Annotated in this window: 14 protein-coding genes; 9 read left to right on the forward strand and 5 right to left on the reverse strand. The window is 72.7% G+C overall.

The window, feature by feature from the left end; translation table 11 throughout:
• The first annotated feature begins 15 nt into the window (after positions 1 to 15).
• Complete coding sequence (gene mutM, locus AB0F72_RS23500; RefSeq protein ID WP_360435052.1) at positions 16 to 861, forward strand: bifunctional DNA-formamidopyrimidine glycosylase/DNA-(apurinic or apyrimidinic site) lyase; 846 nt, start codon at positions 16 to 18, stop codon at positions 859 to 861.
• A 202-nt stretch (positions 862 to 1,063) separates the two neighbouring features.
• On the opposite strand, the gene AB0F72_RS23505 is transcribed toward mutM, so the two are convergent.
• From AB0F72_RS23505 to AB0F72_RS23515, 3 genes are read right to left on the reverse strand one after another with little or no spacing between them, the layout of a single operon-like run.
• Complete coding sequence (locus AB0F72_RS23505; protein ID WP_360435053.1) at positions 1,064 to 1,630, reverse strand: spherulation-specific family 4 protein; 567 nt, start codon at positions 1,628 to 1,630, stop codon at positions 1,064 to 1,066.
• Complete coding sequence (locus AB0F72_RS23510) at positions 1,627 to 3,069, reverse strand: hypothetical protein (RefSeq protein ID WP_360435055.1); 1,443 nt, start codon at positions 3,067 to 3,069, stop codon at positions 1,627 to 1,629. Before AB0F72_RS23510 ends, AB0F72_RS23505 begins: the two co-directional genes overlap by 4 nt.
• The gene (locus AB0F72_RS23515) at positions 3,066 to 4,583 is read right to left on the reverse strand and encodes a DUF3492 domain-containing protein (RefSeq protein ID WP_360435057.1); all 1,518 of its coding nucleotides are present in this window, start codon (positions 4,581 to 4,583) and stop codon (positions 3,066 to 3,068) included. Before AB0F72_RS23515 ends, AB0F72_RS23510 begins: the two co-directional genes overlap by 4 nt.
• A gap of 580 nt (positions 4,584 to 5,163) precedes the next feature.
• On the opposite strand from AB0F72_RS23515, the gene AB0F72_RS23520 reads away from it, so the two are divergent.
• From AB0F72_RS23520 to AB0F72_RS23530, 3 genes are all read left to right on the forward strand, one after another.
• Positions 5,164 to 5,358: a hypothetical protein gene (locus AB0F72_RS23520; RefSeq protein ID WP_360435059.1), complete on the forward strand. Its 195-nt coding sequence runs from the start codon at positions 5,164 to 5,166 to the stop codon at positions 5,356 to 5,358.
• Positions 5,359 to 5,637: 279 nt separating this feature from the next.
• Positions 5,638 to 9,219 (forward strand): chromosome segregation protein SMC, encoded by a 3,582-nt coding sequence (smc, locus tag AB0F72_RS23525; protein ID WP_360435061.1) that lies wholly within the window; start codon positions 5,638 to 5,640, stop codon positions 9,217 to 9,219.
• 6 nt (positions 9,220 to 9,225) lie between these two features.
• Complete coding sequence (locus AB0F72_RS23530; protein WP_360435063.1) at positions 9,226 to 9,840, forward strand: HAD-IA family hydrolase; 615 nt, start codon at positions 9,226 to 9,228, stop codon at positions 9,838 to 9,840.
• A gap of 10 nt (positions 9,841 to 9,850) precedes the next feature.
• Here the strand turns inward: AB0F72_RS23530 and AB0F72_RS23535 are convergent, their stop codons facing one another.
• Together AB0F72_RS23535 and AB0F72_RS23540 are read right to left on the reverse strand one after the other, a co-directional pair.
• The gene (locus tag AB0F72_RS23535; protein WP_360435065.1) at positions 9,851 to 10,369 is read right to left on the reverse strand and encodes a DinB family protein; all 519 of its coding nucleotides are present in this window, start codon (positions 10,367 to 10,369) and stop codon (positions 9,851 to 9,853) included.
• Between the two features lie 46 nt (positions 10,370 to 10,415).
• Positions 10,416 to 12,107: an alkaline phosphatase D family protein gene (locus tag AB0F72_RS23540; protein WP_360435066.1), complete on the reverse strand. Its 1,692-nt coding sequence runs from the start codon at positions 12,105 to 12,107 to the stop codon at positions 10,416 to 10,418.
• A 143-nt stretch (positions 12,108 to 12,250) separates the two neighbouring features.
• On the opposite strand from AB0F72_RS23540, the gene ftsY reads away from it, so the two are divergent.
• The 5 genes from ftsY (at position 12,251) to AB0F72_RS23565 (ending at position 18,615) form a co-directional block, all read left to right on the forward strand.
• Positions 12,251 to 13,447 carry a signal recognition particle-docking protein FtsY gene (gene ftsY / locus AB0F72_RS23545; protein ID WP_360435068.1) on the forward strand — a complete coding sequence of 399 codons (1,197 nt, stop codon included), beginning with the start codon at positions 12,251 to 12,253 and terminating at the stop codon, positions 13,445 to 13,447.
• A 63-nt stretch (positions 13,448 to 13,510) separates the two neighbouring features.
• Positions 13,511 to 14,338, forward strand: coding sequence for an aminoglycoside phosphotransferase family protein (locus AB0F72_RS23550; RefSeq protein ID WP_360435070.1), 828 nt, complete (start codon positions 13,511 to 13,513; stop codon positions 14,336 to 14,338).
• A 244-nt stretch (positions 14,339 to 14,582) separates the two neighbouring features.
• Complete coding sequence (locus tag AB0F72_RS23555) at positions 14,583 to 15,965, forward strand: ammonium transporter (protein ID WP_360435072.1); 1,383 nt, start codon at positions 14,583 to 14,585, stop codon at positions 15,963 to 15,965.
• A 35-nt stretch (positions 15,966 to 16,000) separates the two neighbouring features.
• Complete coding sequence (locus AB0F72_RS23560; RefSeq protein ID WP_041830256.1) at positions 16,001 to 16,339, forward strand: P-II family nitrogen regulator; 339 nt, start codon at positions 16,001 to 16,003, stop codon at positions 16,337 to 16,339.
• Between the two features lie 5 nt (positions 16,340 to 16,344).
• Positions 16,345 to 18,615: a [protein-PII] uridylyltransferase gene (locus tag AB0F72_RS23565; protein WP_360435074.1), complete on the forward strand. Its 2,271-nt coding sequence runs from the start codon at positions 16,345 to 16,347 to the stop codon at positions 18,613 to 18,615.
• Positions 18,616 to 18,671 lie beyond the last annotated feature (56 nt).

Below are 18,671 nucleotides of genomic sequence, written 5' to 3' on the forward strand. Positions count from 1 at the left end.
AAGGACCTCCGTCAGGTGCCCGAGCTTCCCGAGGTCGAGACCGTCCGCCAGGGCCTGTCCAAGTGGGTGGCCGGCCGCACGATCGCCGCCGCCGAGGTGCGCCATCCGCGCGCCATCCGCCGCCACCTGCCGGGTGACGCCCACTTCTCCGCCGTCCTCGCCGGCCGCACCATCCTGGACATCTCCCGCCGCGGCAAGTACCTCTGGCTGCCGCTGGACTCCGGCGACGCGGTCATCGCCCACCTCGGCATGAGCGGCCAGCTGCTGATGCAGCCGGCCGAGGCACCCGACGAGAAGCACCTGCGGGTCCGCTTCACCTTCACCGACGGCGGCCCGCAGCTGCGCTTCGTCGACCAGCGCACGTTCGGTGGTCTCTCGGTCTCCGAGGGCGGCGCCGAACTGCCCGGCGAGATCTCCCACATCGCTCGCGACCCGATGGACCCGCTCTTCGACGACGAGGCCTTCGTGGCCCGCTTGCGCGGCCGCCACACCGAGATCAAACGAGCCCTGCTCGACCAGACCCTGATCTCCGGTGTCGGCAACATCTACGCCGACGAGGCACTGTGGCGCGCCAAGCTGCACGGCGCCCGCGCCACCGACCAGATCACCCGCCCGGCCGCGAAACGCCTGCTGGCCCACGTGCGCGACGTGCTGTCCGAGGCCATCGTCGCGGGCGGCACCAGCTTCGACGAGCTCTACGTCAACGTGAACGGCGAGAGCGGCTACTTCGACCGCTCGCTGAACGCCTACGGCCGGGAGAACGAGCCCTGCTCGCGGTGCGGCGCCGCGATTCGCCGCGAGCAGTTCATGAACCGCTCCTCGTTCAGCTGCCCCCGCTGCCAGCCCCGTCCTCGCCGCTGACCTTCCGCAGTCCCGCAGGCCCGCAGTCCCGCAGTTCCGCAGCTCAGGCTGAGCCGCACCCGCCCGCGACCCCGGGCCGGAAGGGGACGCCGGGGCCGGCGGCGAGCCGCGCCGGCCCGGCGGACGTCAGTCGCCCGGGAAACCGCGGGACGGCGTCACCTGCGGTCGGGAACGACCCACCGCGTACCCGGAAAGGGGCGACTCACTCGGCCGCGTGCGCTCCGCGCCCGGAGGTCGCCACGCTGCGATGCGGGCTGAGATCGGTGGCCAGGCCGAACCCCGCGCCACGACGGCCCATCAGGCGCCGCGCCGCGGTGAGCAGCTCCGTTGGCACACCGTGCACGATGTGCCCGTCCCCCGGCCGGCTGCCGTCGCCGTCCCAGTTCTGGTAGGCGTCCCACGGCCCCTCGAACGTGCAGATTCGCACGCCTAGATCCCGATAGAGCGGGTGAGTCGGCACGCCCGGATTCAGCACCACCCGATGCAGGCCGCGCCGCGCCGCCAACCGGATCGTCAACGCCGCCGGGCCCACCCCGCCGGAACCGGCCGGTGCGCGATCGAGGAACAGCCCCTCCACCCCGTCCGCGCGCCAGGCATCCACATCGGTCAGCACGTCGGCGAGGGAGCGGCTGCCCCAGTCCAGGTCGATGCGGCCGAGCGACTGGTGCAGGGTCCTGCGGTCGCCGGGGATCTCGCGGACGATCCAGGTGTCGGCGTCCAGTTCTAGCGAGGGGGACGGGTGGGCGTACGAGGGGAACAGTGTCTTCACGGCGTCCTCCGTAGGTCGACAGCGGTCAGGGCGACGGTGAGCAGGCCGGCCAGGTGTGCCGCCGCGAGCACGGCGACGGCGGCCGGCAACGGTCCGGCGGATGGGGGGACGAGGGCGATGATCGCGGCGGCCAGCGGTGGCACGGCGGCGAGCGTGGCGGCGATGCCGGTGCGGAAGCGGGCCGCGAGCAGGAACGTCACGGCGAACACCCCGCCGAGCAGCGTTCCGGCGGCGAGGGCGAGCACGCCGTCGCGGAGTCCGGGAAGGTGGTAGGCGGCGACCGCGAGCCCGCCGCCGGCCGCGAGCGGCGGCAGCAGGCCGGCCAGCGTGATCGCGGTGACGTTGCGGACGTGCCGGCCGAGTTCGCCGGCGCTCTCCGCGGAGTCGAGCGCGGCCTCGAGCCGGTCGGTGTGCCAGCCGATCAGGGTCTCCAGCACCGGCACGGCGATCAGCAGCGGCAGCGCCGCGGGCAGCGGGGTGACGGCCGGCCCGGTGCGCCAGAGCAGCACCACGCAGACCGCCTGGGACGCCCCGATGACCAGATAGGACAGTCCGCGCCGGCGGTCCGCCCCGGTCAGCGGGCTGCGTCCGGGACTGGAGAGCACGGCCGGCCGGAACGCGCGCACCGCCACCGCCACGACCGCGGCGGGCAGCAGCGCGTCGACGGGCGTGGCGGCCCAGGCGACGCCGAAACTGCCGGCAGCGGTGAAGAGGGCGAGCAGCCAGCACGGCACGAACCACAGGGAGATCACGCCCTCGGACCGGCTGACCAGCGCACACGTCACGCTGCCGAGGGCGAGCAGACCGAGGGCGCCCACCGCGGCGGCGAGCGCGCGGCTCGGTCCGAGCAGCGTGTCCGGCGCGATCCACACGAGCGCGCACCACAGACCCGTCACCGCGGCGAACCCGGATCCGACGAGCCGTGCCGCCGCCTCCGGGCCGGTCCGCCGGGCCACGACCACGCCCATGCTGGTCAGCCACTGTGCCGCGCTCCAGCCGAGCAGCAGCATCACGGCCGGCACCGGCCACGCGACCACGCTCAGCGACGGTGCCGCGGCCACGGCGACGCTGAGCGGCCCCAGATAGAGGCAGCAGCGCAGCAGCGCGCCACCGAGAAAGCCGCGGCGAGCGCGGCGCCTGCTCCGTCTCGGGTACGGGTCGACGCCCTCGCCCTCCGCGGAAGAGGGCTCACCCCGTCCTGTCGTCGTCGGCATCGCGAGGACCGCCGCGGCGCCGCCGGCCGGGTCCGGGCCTTCCCGATCGGCTCGGATCGGCGGCGTCGCCGGCTCGGCCGAGTGCCGCCCACCGGCCCGCCGCCGTGGCGGCGTCAGCTCGTCGAACGCGTCCCGGGGATCGCCGCCGGCCGCCCGGCGGCGGGCCCGGTTCCGGGCCGACCGGGTCTGCGTCGCGGGTACGCCGCGTGGTGGCGTGATCGTCATCGGTTCTCCCCGGTCAGCCAGCGCACCGTGGCCGGCGTCGTGGTCCGCGGCGCCGGGACGGCGAGCGCGAGTTCGAAGGCCTGCGCCGGCGGTGGCGCGGCGAGGTCGGTGTAGAGCGCGCCGTAGACCCGCACGACCCGGTCGACGGTGAAGTGGCTCATCGCCCGCTGCCGGGCCGCGTCGCCGAGCGTGCGCCGCCGGGCCGGGTCGCGGAGCAGGCCGACGACGGCGATGGCCAGCTCGGACGGGGCGTCCGGCGGCACCAGCAGCCCGGTCTCGCCGAGGGTCTCGCCGGCCGGCCCGACGTCCACGCCGACCACGGCGCGGCCCGACATCATGGCCTCGATCAGCCGGTACGGCGGGTCGGCCGGTCCGGGAACGTGGGCCACGACGTGCCCGGCCGTGTACCGGTCCCGGGGGTCGGCGGGCAGCGGGTGCAGCCGTACGGTGCGGCCCAGCCCGGCACGCTCGATCTGCTCCGCGCAGTGCTCCTCGTGCGCCGCGGTGATGCCGACGAGGTGCAGCACGGTTCCCGGTACGGCGGCCACGATCTCGATGAACGCGTCCAGCACGAGTGTGAGCCCGCTGTCCGGCCCGCCGCTGCCGGCCCAGACCACGGCCGGCGCCGGGCTGAGCTCGGCCGCTCCGGGGTAGTCGCGCGGATCGACGCCGGCGGGCACCTGCACGAGTCGGGCCGGCTGCGCGCCGTGGTCCAGCGCCCACCCGTGGTGGTAGGTGCTCAGCGGCGCGATCAGCTCCGCCTCGGCATATCCGGCGCGCGCCACGCCGGCCCGGAACCGCCGCAGCACGGTCCGCACGCCGGGCGAGAGCCGGTCCTCGGCGGGTCGTTGCCGGGGCACCGGCGCGCGGGCCTCGGTGAGCAGCAGCGGAACGCCGCTGCGCCAGCGGCCGGCCAGGGCGGCGAGCAGTGGTGTGGTCCCGCCGACGCAGTGCACGAGTTCGGCGTCGGGCAGCTCCACGGCGAGCGCGCGCAGGGCGTGCCCCAGCAGGGTGGCCGCGGTGCGCGCGTCCCGCACGCTGAGCCGGGGCAGTGGCGTCGGGTCCGAGTCCGGCGCGGCCTGCCGCTGACGCCACGCCTCGAGCAGCGCGTCGGTGAACGGGACCCCGGCGAGCGGGTCGGGCCGCCCGGTCAGCCCGGCGAGCCGGCGCAGGCCGTCGCCGAACTGCGCGGTGACCGGCTCGTCCTCGCCGAGCAACCCGCGGCAGAGCAGCGCCGCGGCCTCCTCGGCGCCCTCCGGCGCACGGGCACGACGGCGTCCGGCGCGGGCCGTCTCGCGGCCCAGGGCGACGGCCTGCGACGAGCCGACATTGAACGGGAGCGGGTACGCCGGCGCGGACGGGAGTTCACGGTCCGTGACGGTCAGCAGCTCGAAGCGGAATCGGCGCAGGCCCTCGACGAGAGCCCGGCACCACCCTCCGAGGGCGTCCCGCCGGTACGGGTACCCGCCGCCGGTGAGCAGACAGATGCGCTCGCGCGACGGGGTTGGATTCACGGTGGGGGCAACGACGCAGCCTGCCGAAGTCACCGGAGCCTGTCGCCTAGGCGACACAATTACGCCCCTTTTGCGCGCATATGTCCGCCGCCTTTGCCCGTTTTTGCCCGGAAGGGGCATTGATGCGCCGCCGATCCGGCCGGAACAGCGCCCCGGCCGGACCCTCAGGTGAGCGCGGCCCCTGCCGATGGGTGGTGTCGACGCTGACGGTCAGATGCGGCCGGTCACGGCGCCCTCGGGGTGGCGGGCCGCTTCACGAAACTGGCAGAAGGCGCATAACCGCAGCTAAACCGTGTTGGTGGCGTGATTCACTGAGAAGAAGCGCGCCACCACGAAAGCCTCGGCTTGACGGAGGGTGGGTATCGGCGGACTATGGAGGTGTCGCCAGTCGCGCCCACTCACGCCCCGATTCACTCGTGGCATGAGCTTCCGCACCTAAAGAACTCTGTTGATCACCTGGCAGGGTTCTGCGTTCACGCGTGCCCGTGATCGCTGGTGCAGTGCACCGTACTGGGCGCACGTTGGCCGGCCTTTCCGGCAACGCATCACAACGAGACGCAGCGCGTCACAAGGAGTCACGATGGCGAAGGCCCTCTACGGCCACGTAGGTGCGGCGCCCGACCGGCGTCTGCTCGACGAGGTCACCCGACTGCGTTCCAGGGTGCAGTCCCTGGAGTTCGAGGTCACCCGCCTCCGGGCGGAGAACGATCGTCTCGTGGCAGCAGCCGCGGAGGCAGACGATTTCGCGCGGCTGACCGAGCCCGCCCTGACCTGAGCTCCATCCGGCCGCCGGTGAGTCCGCGGGGTGATCTCCCGGCGTTCATCCCCTCGCACCGCTAGTTCGCACGAAGTGAAGAACGAAAGAAAAAGCGCGCCTCCACATTTCGTGGCGGCGCGCAGCTTTTTGCCTGCCTCTCATGGTTTCTGCTGACTTCCGGTGTTCTTGGCCTGACTTCCGCGGTTCTGCGAGGCCCCGGGCGCGGCGTGTCACAGTTCCGCCGATGCTCTGCGGGTAGCCTGCCACCAGCAGACCACCGCCGACCCTCGGAGATCCGTGCACCTCAAGAGCCTGACGGTCAAGGGCTTCAAGTCCTTCGCCTCCGCTACCACGCTGCGGCTGGAGCCGGGCATCACCTGTGTCGTGGGCCCGAACGGATCCGGCAAGTCCAACGTCGTCGACGCCATCGCCTGGGTGCTGGGCGAGCAAGGCGCCAAGGCCCTGCGCGGCGGCAAGATGGAGGACGTGATCTTCGCCGGCACCGCCGGCCGCGCGCCGCTGGGCCGCGCCGAGGTGACGCTCACGATCGACAACAACGACGGCGCGCTGCCGATCGAGTACACCGAGGTCTCCATCACCCGCCGGATGTTCCGGGACGGCGCGAGTGAGTACGAGATCAACGGCAACGCGTGCCGCCTGCTCGACATCCAGGAGCTGCTCAGCGACTCCGGCATCGGCCGGGAGATGCACATCATCGTCGGGCAGGGCCGGCTCGACGCGATGCTGCACGCCAAGCCGGAGGACCGCCGCGCCTTCATCGAGGAGGCGGCCGGCGTCCTCAAGCACCGCAAGCGCAAAGAAAAGGCGATCCGCAAGCTCGACGCGATGCAGGTCAACCTGAACCGCCTCGGCGACCTGACCCACGAGCTGCGCCGCCAGCTCAAGCCGCTCGGCAAGCAGGCCGAGGTGGCCCGGCGCGCGGCCGGCATCCAGGCCGACCTGCGGGACGCCCGGCTCCGGCTGCTCGCCGACGACCTGTACACGCTGCGCACCACGTTGGACAAGGAGATCGCCGACGAGTCGGCGATGCGCGAGCGGCGCGGCCAGGTCGAGGAGGAGAACCGCGAGGTGCAGCGGTGGCTCGCCGACCTGGAGGCGCAGCACGCCGAGGACGCGCCGCTGCTGCAGGCCGCGCAGGACGCCTGGTACCGGCTCTCCGCGCTGCAGGAACGGTTCCGCTCCACCGAGCAGCTCGCCACCGAGCGGCTGCGTCACCTCGCCGCGACCCCCGACGAGGAGCGTCCCGGCCGCGACCCGGAGATGCTCGAGGCCGAGGCGGAGCGGGTTCGCGAGCAGGAGGAGGAGCTGCGCGAGGCGCTCACCGAGGACCAGATGCGCCTCGCCGAGGCGGTCGAGCAGCGGCAGGAACTGGAACGCGAGCTGGCCGCGGCCGAGAGCGCGCTGCGCGCGGCCGCCAAGGCGATCGCCGACCGGCGGGAGGGCCTGGCCAAGCTCGCCGGCAACGTGAACGCGGCGCGGGCCCGGACCAGCAGCGCGGACGAGGAGATCGAGCGGCTCGCGGCGGCGCACACCGACGCGCTGATCCGGGCCGAGGCGGCCCAGGCCGAGGTGGACCTGGTCGCGGCCGAGTCGTCGGAGGCCGACCGGGACAACGCCGGCCTGGACGCCCGGCACGACGAGGCGGTCGCGGCGCACGACCGGGCCGCCGCCGTGGTCCGCGAGCTCTCCGACGCCGAACGCGCCGCCGAGAAGGACGCCGCGAGCTGGAAAGCCCGTGAGGAGGCGCTCGGGCTCGGCCTCAAGCGCAAGGACGGGGCCGGCGCGCTGCTCGCCAAGGCCGGCCAGGTCCCCGGCCTGCTCGGCAGCCTCGCCTCGCTGCTGACCGTCCGGCCCGGGCACGAGGTCGCGCTCGCCGCGGCGCTGGGCGGGCTCGCCGACGCGGTGGCCCTCTCCGGGGTCGACGAGGCGATCGAGGCGATGCGTACCCTCAAGATCGCTGATGCCGGCCGCGCGGATCTCGTGGTCGCCGGGTCCGCCGGACCCGGCATGCGGGGTTCGCTCGCGAGCCTGCGCCCCGAGCTGCCGGAGGGCGCCGTCTGGGCGCCCGAGGTGGTCGACTGTCCGGAGCAGATCCGCCCGGCGCTCAACCGGGTGCTGCGCGACGTGGTGCTCGTGCCCGATCTCGCCGCCGCGGCCCGGCTGGTCGCGGCGAACGCGGAACTGCGGGCGGTGACGCCGGAGGGCGACGTGCTCGGCGCCTACGCGGCGGCCGGCGGCTCGTCGAAGCCGACCAGCTACATCGAGGTGCAGGCCGCTGTCGACGAGGCGAAAGCCAAGCGGACCGCCGCCGAGCAGGCCATCGCCGAGATCAAGGAGCAGCTCGGCGAGGCCCGGGCCGAGGTGGCCGAGCTCAAGCAGGCGGTGAACCTGGCCGCGACCGAGAAGCGGGCGGCCGAGGGCGAGCGGAACGCTGCTGCCCGGCGGCTGGCCGAGCTGGGCGCGGCGGCGCGATCGGCGAAGGCGGAGTGCGAACGGCTCGGCGCCTCCCGGCAGAAGGCCGAAGCGGCCCGGGAGACCGACCTGATGCGCCTCGCCGAGCTGGAGGAACGCCTCCGGCTGGCCGAGGACTCGCCGATCGACGAGGAGCCGTCCACCGAGGAGCGTGACCGGCTCGCCGCGCTGGTCCCGCAGGCCCGGCAGAACGAGATGGAGGTGCGGCTCGCGGTGCGCACGGCCGAGGAGCGGGTCTCCTCGATCGCCGGGCGGGCCGACTCGCTGCTGCGCCAGGCCACAGCGGAACGCCAGGCCCGGGAACGGGCCGCGGCTCGCCGAGCCGCGCGGGCCCGGGGCGCCGAGATCGCCCAGGCGGTCGCGCTCGGCGCCGCCGCCGCGCTGGAACGCGTCGCGGTCTCGCTCGCGGCCGCGGCCGATCACCGCGACGAGGTGGCGACCGCGCGCACCAGCCGGGAGGCGGAGCTGCAGGAGGTGCGCGCCACCGCGAAACGCCTCGTCGCCGAGCTGGAGCGGCTCACCAGCGAGGTGCACCGCGACGAGATGGCCCGGGCCGAGCAGCGGATGCGCATCGAGCAGCTGGAGGCCAAGGCCGCCGAGGACTTCTCGCTCGACGTCGACACGCTGATCAGCGAGTACGGCCCGGACCAGCTGGTGCCGCCGACCCAGGCCGACGTGGCGCAGGCCGAGAAGGACGGCAAGCCGGCGCCCGGCCCGGTGCCCTTCCACCGGCAGACCCAGGAGAAGCGGGCCAACAAGGCGGAACGCGACCTCACCCTGCTCGGCAAGGTCAACCCGCTGGCGCTGGAGGAGTTCGCCGCCCTGGAGGAGCGTTACAAGTTCCTCTCCGACCAGCTCGAGGACCTCAAGGCCACCCGCAAGGACCTGCTCACCGTCGTGAAGGACGTGGACGACCGGATCCTCGAGGTCTTCACGTCGGCGTTCGAGGACACCGCGCGGGAGTTCCAGACCGTCTTCCAGGTGCTCTTCCCGGGTGGCGAGGGCCGGCTCGTGCTCACCGACCCGGAGGACATGCTGACCACCGGCGTCGAGGTCGAGGCCCGCCCGCCGGGCAAGAAGATCAAGCGGCTGTCGCTGCTCTCCGGTGGCGAGCGCTCGCTGACCGCTGTCGCGATGCTCTGCGCGATCTTCCGGGCCCGCCCCTCACCCTTCTACATCATGGACGAGGTCGAGGCGGCCCTGGACGACGTCAACCTGGGCCGGTTGATTACGCTCTTCCGGCAGTTGCGGGAGAAGAGCCAGCTGCTCATCATCACGCACCAGAAACGCACGATGGAGGTCGCGGACGCCCTCTACGGCGTCACCATGCGAGCCGGCGTCACCCAGGTGATCAGCCAGCGACTGAACCGCGAGGAAGAGAGCTAGATAGTCATGCGCGATCGCGCCCGGGCCCTGTTCATCGACCTGGACGGCGTGCTGCGCCGCTGGGATCCGGCCCCGATGATCGCCGTCGAGGTGAAGTACGGGCTGAAGCCGGCCTCGCTGCTCGAGACGGCGATGTCGTGGGACATCTACCGGCCCGCGATGGCCGGCGAGATCACCGACGCGGAGTGGATGAGCCTGGTGGCGACCCGGCTGCCGCTCGGCGACGAGGAGTCGGCCGCCGCGGTGGCGGAGTGGCAGGCGTACCGGGGAGAGGTGGACCCGGAGGCGCTGGCGTTCGTCCGTGAGGTGCGGGCGGCCGGCCGCCCGGTCGCGATCGCCACCAACGCCACCGACCGGCTCCGCGGTGACCTCGACGCGCTCGGCCTCACCGGCGAGGTGGACCTGGTGATCAGCTCGTGGGAGCTGAAGGTGCACAAGCCCGCGCCGGAGTTCTTCCGGGAGGCCTGCGTGCTGATCGGCCAGGTGCCGAAACACGTGCTGATGGTGGACGACGACGACCGGGTGATCCGGGGCGCGCGGTCGTCCGGCCTGTCCGGGTACCGCTGGGCCGGGCCGGAACACGTGCCGTACCTGCGCAAGGTCCTCGACCTGCCGGAGTGACCGGCGGTGATCAGTCGCCGGTGACCCCGTCGATGCGCTCGCGGATCAGGTCGGCGTGGCCGTTGTGCCGCGCGTACTCCTCGATCATGTGGAGGTAGACCCAGCGCAGGCTGATCCGGCCGTGCCGCCCGGTGAACTCGGAGTCCAGTGAGAGCCCGGCCGCCGCGGCGTCGGCCAGCTCCAGCTCCGCGTGGAACGCCGCCAGGTCGGCCTCGGCGTCGGCCCCCGCGACGTCGTCGAAGTCGCCGTCCGCGTTGTCCGGAGAGCTGTACAGGTCGGGCAGGTCCTGGCCGGCCGCGCGCCGGCGGAACCAGGCGCGTTCCACCTCGGTCATGTGGCGCACCAGACCCAGCAGGGTCAGGTTGGACGGCTCGGCAGAGGCGATGGTGAGCTGCTCGGCGGTGAGGCCGGCGCACTTGCCCAGCAGGGTCTGCCGGTGCCAGTCCAGCCAGCCCTGGAGCATGGTCCGCTCGTCGCCGGTGGTGGGTTCGGAAACACGATGCGCCTCGGGCGCGGTCCAGGTAGTCATCGACACCGATCCTGGGCCACGCCGGTGCCCGCCGCCACCGATTTCACTATCGCTGTTCGTCCGGCGCGTAGGTCACCGACGCCACGTCGAACAGTTCGCCGTCCTTCGTGGTGCCCTCGATCCGGGCGGTGGCCGCCCGGCCCTCCAGCCGGAGCACGCCGACAGCGTTGCCGAAGTACGGCCCGGCCAGCCGTTTCCAGCGCAGCGCCGGTTTCGCCACCCCGGCCGACTTGGACAGCCCGCGAGCCAGCCGGGCCACCGCCCGCGACCAGCTGATCCGCATCAGCGGGCGCATCGGCGCGGGCACCTGGTTGTGGATCGGCGAGCAGGTCAGCTGCATCACCGGGGTGGCGAGCGGGTGCCCGAAGTCGGCACGTGCCACGTACGAGTGATGCACGTCTCCGGAGAGCACGCTGATCGACGCCGGCGCCGCGTACGCCCCGCCGGCCCCGATCCGGTCGCCGGACGTGCCCGTCGTGCCCTCGCCGAGCCGCCGGAACAGCTCGCCGAGCGCCTCGAACGACTTGCCGAACGCCGCCCAGTGCTCCATGTCGAACGCGCGGCGCAGTCTCTCGCCGAACGCGGCCGTGCGGGCGTGCGACGAGTCGGCGGTCCGCTCGTTCCAGGCCTCCAGGTGGTGCAGCGCGGGCGGCAGCAGCCAGGGCAGCGAGGAGCCGATCACCAGGTGGTCGTAGTCGCCGTGCGCGCGGTCCAGGAACCACTCCCACTCGGTGGCCGGCAGCATCGCCCGCGCGCCCGGGGTGAGCACACGGTTGCACCGGTTGTCGAGCACGACCAGCCGGGTGCGGCCCAGGTCGAGGGCGAAACTCCACTGGTACGGCTGGTCGGTGTTCTCCGCCGACTCCGGATCGTCCACCCGCAGCCCGAAGTCGCGCATCAGCTCGGTGGCGTCGTCGACCGTCGACACCTTCTGGAACAGCGGATCCGCGGCCAGCTCGTCCGGGCTCAGGTTGCCGATGTGCTGATAGATCCAGTACGACGCGAGACCGCCCGAGATCCGCTCCCGCCACCAGGAGTTCCGCGCGATGTCGGCACGCCACGACGCCGAGGTGTTCCAGTCGTCGATCAGCTCGTGGTCGTCGAAGATCATCACGCTGGGCACCGTGGAGAAGAGCCAGCGCACCTCCGGGTCACGCCACGACTCCAGGTAGAGCTTCGTGTACTCCTCGAACGTGACCACCTGGTCCTGCGGCCCGCGGTGGCCGTCGCGGCGGCGGCGTTTCAGGTAGCGCCGCACCTTCGCCGAGGTCTCGTCCGCGTACACCTGGTCGCCGAGCAGCACCAGCAGATCGGGGCGCTCCCGCGGCTCGGCCATCAGCCGCCGGGCGAAGGCGTCCAGCGCGTCCGGCGGGAGCCGCCGGCGGGACGACTCCTGCGTCGCCTCACGGCAGGAGCCGAAGGCCAGGCTGACCGGTTGGTCACGGTCGTCGGTGGCCCGGGTCCGGATCACCGACGGAGGGTACGGGGATCCGGCCGCCGGCCAGACCACCCGGTCGTCGAGCGTCACCGTGTAGGCCTGTGCCGAGTCCGGCGCGAGACCGGTCACCACCACGAGCGCGTAGTGATGCCCGTACGCACAGAATGTCGTCGCGGAGCCGGCGGCGCCGCTGTCGGCCTCGACCCGAACCTGCGCCGGCTCGCTGGTCTCCACCCAGATCGTGGCGCTGTCGCCTGTCACACGGCGCAGCACCGGCCCGATGAGCAGTTGTGCCGTCATCGGAGGAGGCCGGGGGATTGCCGCATTCGGATGCCTTCCACGCAGTTCTTTCGAGGGGTGCCCCATCCTCCGTCACGGAGGACCCGAATCGCCAGTGCGCGGCCTCCGCCACGTCCGCACGGCTCATCTGTCAGGATTCGGGCATGGAATACGTGGTCGCCGCAGTGATCCTGCTCGTCGTCCTGGTCGTCGGCGCGGCCGGGCTGGTGGTGCCGAAGCTGCGCCGCCGGGAGCTTCCGCCGCCGTCCGAGGGCTCGACCACCACGCTGGAGCGTCCGCCTGCCGTACCGACAGTTCCCGAGGAGGAGCTCCCGCCGCTGATCGAGCGGCCGGTCTCGCCCGCGGCGGCCCCGCCCGTGGTGGCGGAGGCGCCGGTCGTCGAGGAGGCGAAACCGGAGATCGAGCAGCCGGCGCCGACCGCCGGCCGTCTGGTCCGGCTGCGTGCCCGGCTGGCCCGCTCGCAGAACGCGTTCGGCCGCGGCCTGCTCACCGTTCTCTCCCGGGACCACCTGGAGGAGGACGACTGGGAGGAGATCGAGGAGAGCCTGATCACCGCGGACGTCGGTGTCGAGGCCACTCAGGTGATCGTGGAGCGGCTGCGGGAGCGGGTCCGGGTCCTCGGCACGCGTACCGTCTCCGGCGTTCGTGAGCAGCTCGTCGAGGAGCTCGTCGCGGCGCTGGAGCCCGACCTCGACCGCAGCCTGAGGACCACGCCGCACGAGGGCCGCCCGGCCGTCGTGCTGGTCGTCGGGGTCAACGGCGCGGGCAAGACCACCACCTGCGGGAAGATCGGCCGGGTGCTGATCGCGGACGGGCGCACCGTGCTCTTCGGCGCGGCTGACACGTTCCGGGCGGCCGCCGCCGAGCAGCTGTCCACCTGGGGTGAGCGGGTCGGCGCGGAGACCGTGCGGGGCCCGGAGGGCGGCGACCCGGCGAGCGTGGCGTTCGACGCGGTGAAGCGGGGTATCGAGGTCGGCGTGGACACCGTGCTCGTCGACACCGCCGGCCGGCTGCAGAACAAGGTCGGCCTGATGGACGAGCTCGGCAAGGTGAAGCGGGTCGTGGAGAAGCACGGGCCGGTCGACGAGACCCTGCTGGTGCTCGACGCCACGACCGGTCAGAACGGTCTGGAGCAGGCCCGGGTGTTCACCGAGGTGGTGGATGTCACGGGTGTGGTCCTCACCAAGCTGGACGGCACCGCGAAGGGCGGCATCGTCATCGCGGTGCAGCGCAAGCTGGGTATTCCGGTGAAGCTGGTCGGTCTCGGCGAGGGTCCGGACGACCTCGCGCCGTTCGAGCCGGCCGCCTTCGTCGAGGCCCTTCTTGGCGCGGACGCGTAGGCTTCGCCGAGGAAAGCAGGGCCCGGCTTCCGTCCGTTTCCGGGCGGTGGGCGGGGCGGTCGGATGGTCGGGCAGGGATTCGGGAGGACGTTGGTGACGCAGGAGCCGGTGCGCGAGATACCGCTGCACGGTGGCAACGTCAGCACGGTGTCCCGGATCGGCGACACGGTCCGGCGTAACGCGGGTCCCTGGACCCCCGCCGTGCACGCTCTGCTGAACCATCTGGAACGGGTCGGCTTCACGGGCTCGCCGCACGCGCTCGGCATGGACGAGAAGGGCCGCGAGGTCCTCTCCTACCTGGACGGCGAGTGCGGCGAGTACCCTCTGGCCCCGCACTGGGTCACCGAGGAGGCGCTGGTCACCGTCGGCACGATGCTGCGGATGTTCCACGACGCCCAGTACGGTTTCGTCCCCCCGCCCGGTGCGGTGTGGCGCTCGTTCGGGCCGCCGCCGCCGGACACCGAGGTGATCTGCCACCACGACGCCGCGCCGCACAACGTGGTCTGGCGGCCGGACGGCACGCTCGCCCTGATCGATTTCGACCTCGCGTCGCCGGGCTCACGGCTCTACGACGTGGCGTACGCGGCGTGGACCTGGGTGCCGCTCTTCAGCGACCGGGACTCGTACACGCTGGGCTGGAAACGGCCGAACCGCCCGCGCCGGCTGCGCCTGTTCGCCGACGCGTACGGGTTGATCCCGCGGGACAGGCATCGCCTGGTCCGGACCATCCGCAAGCGGATCGTCGACCACGTGGAAGGCATCCGCCGGATGGCCGCGGCCGGCGACCCGGCATTCGTCCGGATCGTGCACAAGGGCCACCTGCGCCGTCCGATGCGGGACCTGCGGCTGCTCGACTACGAGCGGCACACTCTCGAGTACGCGCTCCGCTGATCGACAGACGGTCCGGTTGACCTGTGACGGCGGCTGAAAGGCCGGGATCGTGGCACTTCGCGGGGTATCGCTGTACCGGTTGTGAGAGTTTCTTCACACGTCGGAAACAATGCGTGACGCGCCGGAAATCGCGTAAAGACCGTGCTCGAAACAGCTGACCGGAAGGCTTCGCGCCGAACCGGCCAACAGGCGACGCTGCCCCAGGTCCGGTGTGAGTGGACACCTTAATCCGAGAGGAGGCAGCGTGGAGATCAACACCGGCAATACCGCTTGGTTGCTCCTGTCGTCTGCGCTCGTTTTGCTCATGACACCGGGTCTGGCGCTGTTCTACGGTGGCCTCAACCGGTCCAAGGGCGTTCTGAACATGATGATGATGAGCTTCGCCTCGATCGGGCTCGTCAGCGTCTTGTGGATCATCTACGGGTTCACCCTGGCCTTCGGCGTCAACGAGAGCGCCGGTCTCAACAACATCATCGGCAACTTCAGCTACCTCGGCACCCCGGTGGGGACGATCTCCGAGGAGTGGCTGTTCTTCGGGGCCAACACCGGCATCCCGACGTACGCGTTCCTGGTCTTCCAGATGATGTTCGCGGTCATCACTGTCGCCCTGATCAGCGGCGCGGTCTCGGACCGGATGAAGTTCGGCGGCTGGGTGCTCTTCGCGCTCGGCTGGTTCACCCTCGTCTACGTCCCGGTCGCGCACTGGGTCTGGGGCGGCGGCTTCATCGGCTCCAAGATCCGCGCCCTGGACTTCGCGGGTGGTACCGCGGTCCACATCAACGCCGGCGCCGCGGCGCTCGCCCTGGTCCTGATCCTCGGCAAGCGGATCGGCTGGCCGCGGGAGAACATGCGCCCGCACAACGTGCCGTTCGTCGCTCTCGGCGCCGGCCTGCTCTGGTTCGGCTGGTTCGGCTTCAACGCCGGCTCCGAGCTGACCGTCGACGGCACCACCGTCATCGCCTTCATCAACACCCAGGTCGCCACGGCCGCCGCGCTCGTCGGCTGGGTCGCGGTGGAGTGGATCCGGGACCGTAAGCCCACGCTGGTCGGCGCCTCCTCCGGCGCGGTCGCCGGTCTGGTCGCCATCACCCCGGCCTGTGGCTTCGTCGCTCCCTTCGCCGCCGTGATCATCGGTCTGATCGCCGGTGTGGTCTGCGCCCTGGCCGTCGGCCTGAAGTACCGGTTCGGCTACGACGACTCGCTCGACGTGGTCGGCGTCCACTTCGTCGGCGGCTGGATCGGCTCGCTGGCGATCGGCTTCTTCGCCACCGACGCGGTCAACTCCGGCATCACCGACTCCGCCATCCTGAACGCCAGCAACGGCCTCTTCTACGGCGGTGGCGTGACCCAGCTCGGCCGCCAGGCCCTGGGCAGCCTCACCGTCACCCTCTACTCCTTCCTCATCGCCGCGGTCCTGGCCCTCGCCCTGAAGGCCGTCAAGCTGCTGCGGGTCAGCGAGGAGTCCGAGGTCGGCGGCATCGACATCGCCGACCACGGCGAGACCGGCTACGACTTCACCCCGGCAACGGGTTCCGGTGGTGGCGCGTTCGCGATGGCCGGCCTCACCGGCTCCCCGTCCAACGACGCTGACGGGAAGGCCTCCGTCAGCCAGAAGGTCTCCGGCTAAATTCTCTGATGGCTGCTCCTATGGAAGGACTGAGCATGAAGCTGGTGACCGCGGTCATCAAGCCGTACCAGCTCGACGCGGTGAAGGAGGCTCTGCACGCCCTCGGCGTCGCCGGGCTCACCGTGAGCGAGGTACAGGGTTACGGCCGCCAGAAGGGCCACACCGAGGTGTACCGGGGCGCCGAGTACACCGTCGAGTTCCTGCCGAAGATCAAGGTTGAGGTGCTGACCGACGAGATCGACGTCGAGAAGATCGTCGACGCCGTGATCACCGCTTCGCGGACCGGCAAGATCGGTGACGGCAAGGTCTGGGTCACGTCGGTCGACGACGTGGTCCGGGTCCGCACCGGCGAGCGCGGCCTCGACGCCCTGTAGACGACATGACGAATCCGTTGAGTGAGCCGCCGGCCCCGCCGGTGCGCCCGGCAGCCGGTGGCTCGCTCGACAAACTGCGCGACCACATCGGCGCCGCCGCACGGGATGACCGGGCGGCGGCGCTCGACGTGTGGCTGACCGAACTCTTCCCGTCCCACGTGCCCGGCGTGAGCCTGGTCGCGGTGGGCGGTCTCGGGCGGCGCGACTGCGCGCCCTACAGCGACCTCGACCTGGTGCTGGTGCACAACGGCACGGCCGGGATCGACCGGATCGCCTCCGGACTCTGGTACCCGATCTGGGATGCCCGGCTCGGGCTGGACCACTCCGTGCGTACCCTCCCGGAAGCCCTCTCGGTGGCGCACGACGACGTCAAGGTGGCGCTCGGCCTGCTCGACGCCCGGCACGTCGCCGGGGACGCCGCCCTCTCCGCCGAGCTGATCACCGCGACCGGCGACCAGTGGCGGCGCACCGCGGTCCGGCTCCTGCCGCAGCTGCGCGAGCTCACCACGGCCCGCTGGGCCCAGCACGGCGAACTCGCGTTCCTCCTCGAGGGCGACCTCAAGGAGGCCGCCGGCGGGCTGCGCGACCTCACGCTGCTGCGGGGCATCGGCCGGGCCGGCATCGCCGACACCATGCGTCCCGCCGTCCGCGCGGCCGGGCTGCGCCTGCTCGACACCCGCGACGCCCTGCACCTCGCGGTCGGCCGGCGGGTCGACCGGCTGGTCGCCCAGGAACGCGCAGCGGTCGCCGATCTGCTCGAGGTGGAGGACTCCGACGCGCTGCTGCGGCGGGTGTCCGGCGACGCCCGGACGATCGCGCACGCCGTCGACGACGCCTGGCGCGCGGTGGACCGCCTGCGCAGCGGCCGCCGCCGCGGTGGCTCACCGGCCGCGCCCACCCGCCGCCCGGTCGCCCGTGACGTGGTCGAGCAGGACGGCGAGCTGGTGCTCGCGCGGACCGCGATCGGGCCGGTCCCGGACCCCGGTCTCTCGCTGCGCGTGGTCGCCGCGGCCGCGACCGTCGGGCTGCCCATCGCCCGGGCCACCAGCGAATGGCTCGCCGCGTTCTGCCCGCCGCTGCCCACCCCCTGGCCACCGGCCGCCCGCGCGGCCCTGGTCTCGCTGCTCGGCGCCGGCCCCGGCCTGCTGCCGGCCTGGGAGACCGCCGACCGGTACGGGCTGATCGACGCCTGGCTCCCCGAGTGGGCCCGGATGCGCAGCCTCCCGCAGCACCATCCGATCCACCGCTACACCCTGGACCGGCACCTGGTGCAGGCCGCCTACGAGGCCACCCGGTTCACCCGTGAGGTGGACCGGCCCGACCTGCTGCTGCTCGGCGCGTTCCTGCACGACGTCGGCAAGGGATTGCCCGGCGACCACAGCGTCGTCGGCGCGCCGATCGCCGCCGGCATCGCGGCCCGGATCGGCCTGCCGCCCGCCGACGTGGCGACCATCGAGAAGATGGTCCGCCTGCACCTGCTGCTCCCGGACGTGGCGACCCGCCGGGACCTGAGCGACCCGAAGACCATCTCGACGGTGGCCGAGGCGGTCGGCGACCCGGCCACTCTGGACCTGCTGCACGCCCTCGCCCGCGCCGACTCGCAGGCGACCGGCCCGGCCGCCTGGTCGGACTGGAAAGGCCGGCTGATGGCCGAGCTGGTCCGCCGGGTGCACACCGCGCTCGACACCGGTGAGCTGCCCGAACCGCCCCGCCCCGACCCGGAGCTGCTGGAGGGCGGCCTGCCGGTGGTGCACCTGGACGGCGACCGGGTCGCGGTGGCGGCGGCCGACCGGCGGGGCCTGCTCGCCGGGGTGGCGGCCTGCCTCGCGATGCACCGGCTGGACGTGGTGGCCGCCAACACGGCGACCGTGGACGGCCGGGCGATCGTGGAGTTCTACACGTCGCCGCGCTACGGGTCGCCGTACGATCCGGTGGCCCTCGCGGCCGACCTGCGCCGGGTCGCCGCCGGCGACGTCTCGGTGATCCAGCGGGTGCGGGCCCGCGCGATGAGCGCGCGCGGCGGCACCGCCTCGCCGCGGGTGGTCTGGCAGCGTGCCGCGGCCACCGACGCCGTCGTGCTGGAGCTGCGCGCCGCCGACTCGCCGGGCCTGCTGTACCGGGTCACCACGGCCCTCGACGAGGCCGGCGCGGAGATCCGGGCCGCCCGCATCTCCACTCTCGGTGGTGACGTGGTGGACGCCTTCTACCTCGTCGGCACCTGGGCCGACACCGCCGAACGAGATCGCGTGGAGGCCGCCGTCCTGTCCGCCGTCTGACTCCTCTCGTCACCCCGGGCCGCCGCGTCGCGTTGAGCTGATCGACACCGCGGGAT

This window comes from Actinoplanes sp. NPDC023936 (assembly GCF_040639325.1).
Lineage (GTDB): Bacteria > Actinomycetota > Actinomycetes > Mycobacteriales > Micromonosporaceae > Actinoplanes.

Bases quoted from the DNA above. Each gene is read 5' to 3' on its own strand.
- AB0F72_RS23510 (WP_360435055.1), bottom strand. From the start codon at position 3,069: ATGACGATCACGCCACCACGCGGCGTACCCGCGACGCAGACCCGGTCG.
- AB0F72_RS23520 (WP_360435059.1), top strand. From the start codon at position 5,164: ATGGCGAAGGCCCTCTACGGCCACGTAGGTGCGGCGCCCGACCGGCGT.
- AB0F72_RS23530 (WP_360435063.1), top strand. From the start codon at position 9,226: ATGCGCGATCGCGCCCGGGCCCTGTTCATCGACCTGGACGGCGTGCTG.
- AB0F72_RS23535 (WP_360435065.1), bottom strand. From the start codon at position 10,369: ATGACTACCTGGACCGCGCCCGAGGCGCATCGTGTTTCCGAACCCACC.
- AB0F72_RS23540 (WP_360435066.1), bottom strand. From the start codon at position 12,107: ATGACGGCACAACTGCTCATCGGGCCGGTGCTGCGCCGTGTGACAGGC.
- ftsY (WP_360435068.1), top strand. From the start codon at position 12,251: ATGGAATACGTGGTCGCCGCAGTGATCCTGCTCGTCGTCCTGGTCGTC.
- AB0F72_RS23550 (WP_360435070.1), top strand. From the start codon at position 13,511: ATGGTCGGGCAGGGATTCGGGAGGACGTTGGTGACGCAGGAGCCGGTG.
- AB0F72_RS23560 (WP_041830256.1), top strand. From the start codon at position 16,001: ATGAAGCTGGTGACCGCGGTCATCAAGCCGTACCAGCTCGACGCGGTG.
- AB0F72_RS23565 (WP_360435074.1), top strand. From the start codon at position 16,345: ATGACGAATCCGTTGAGTGAGCCGCCGGCCCCGCCGGTGCGCCCGGCA.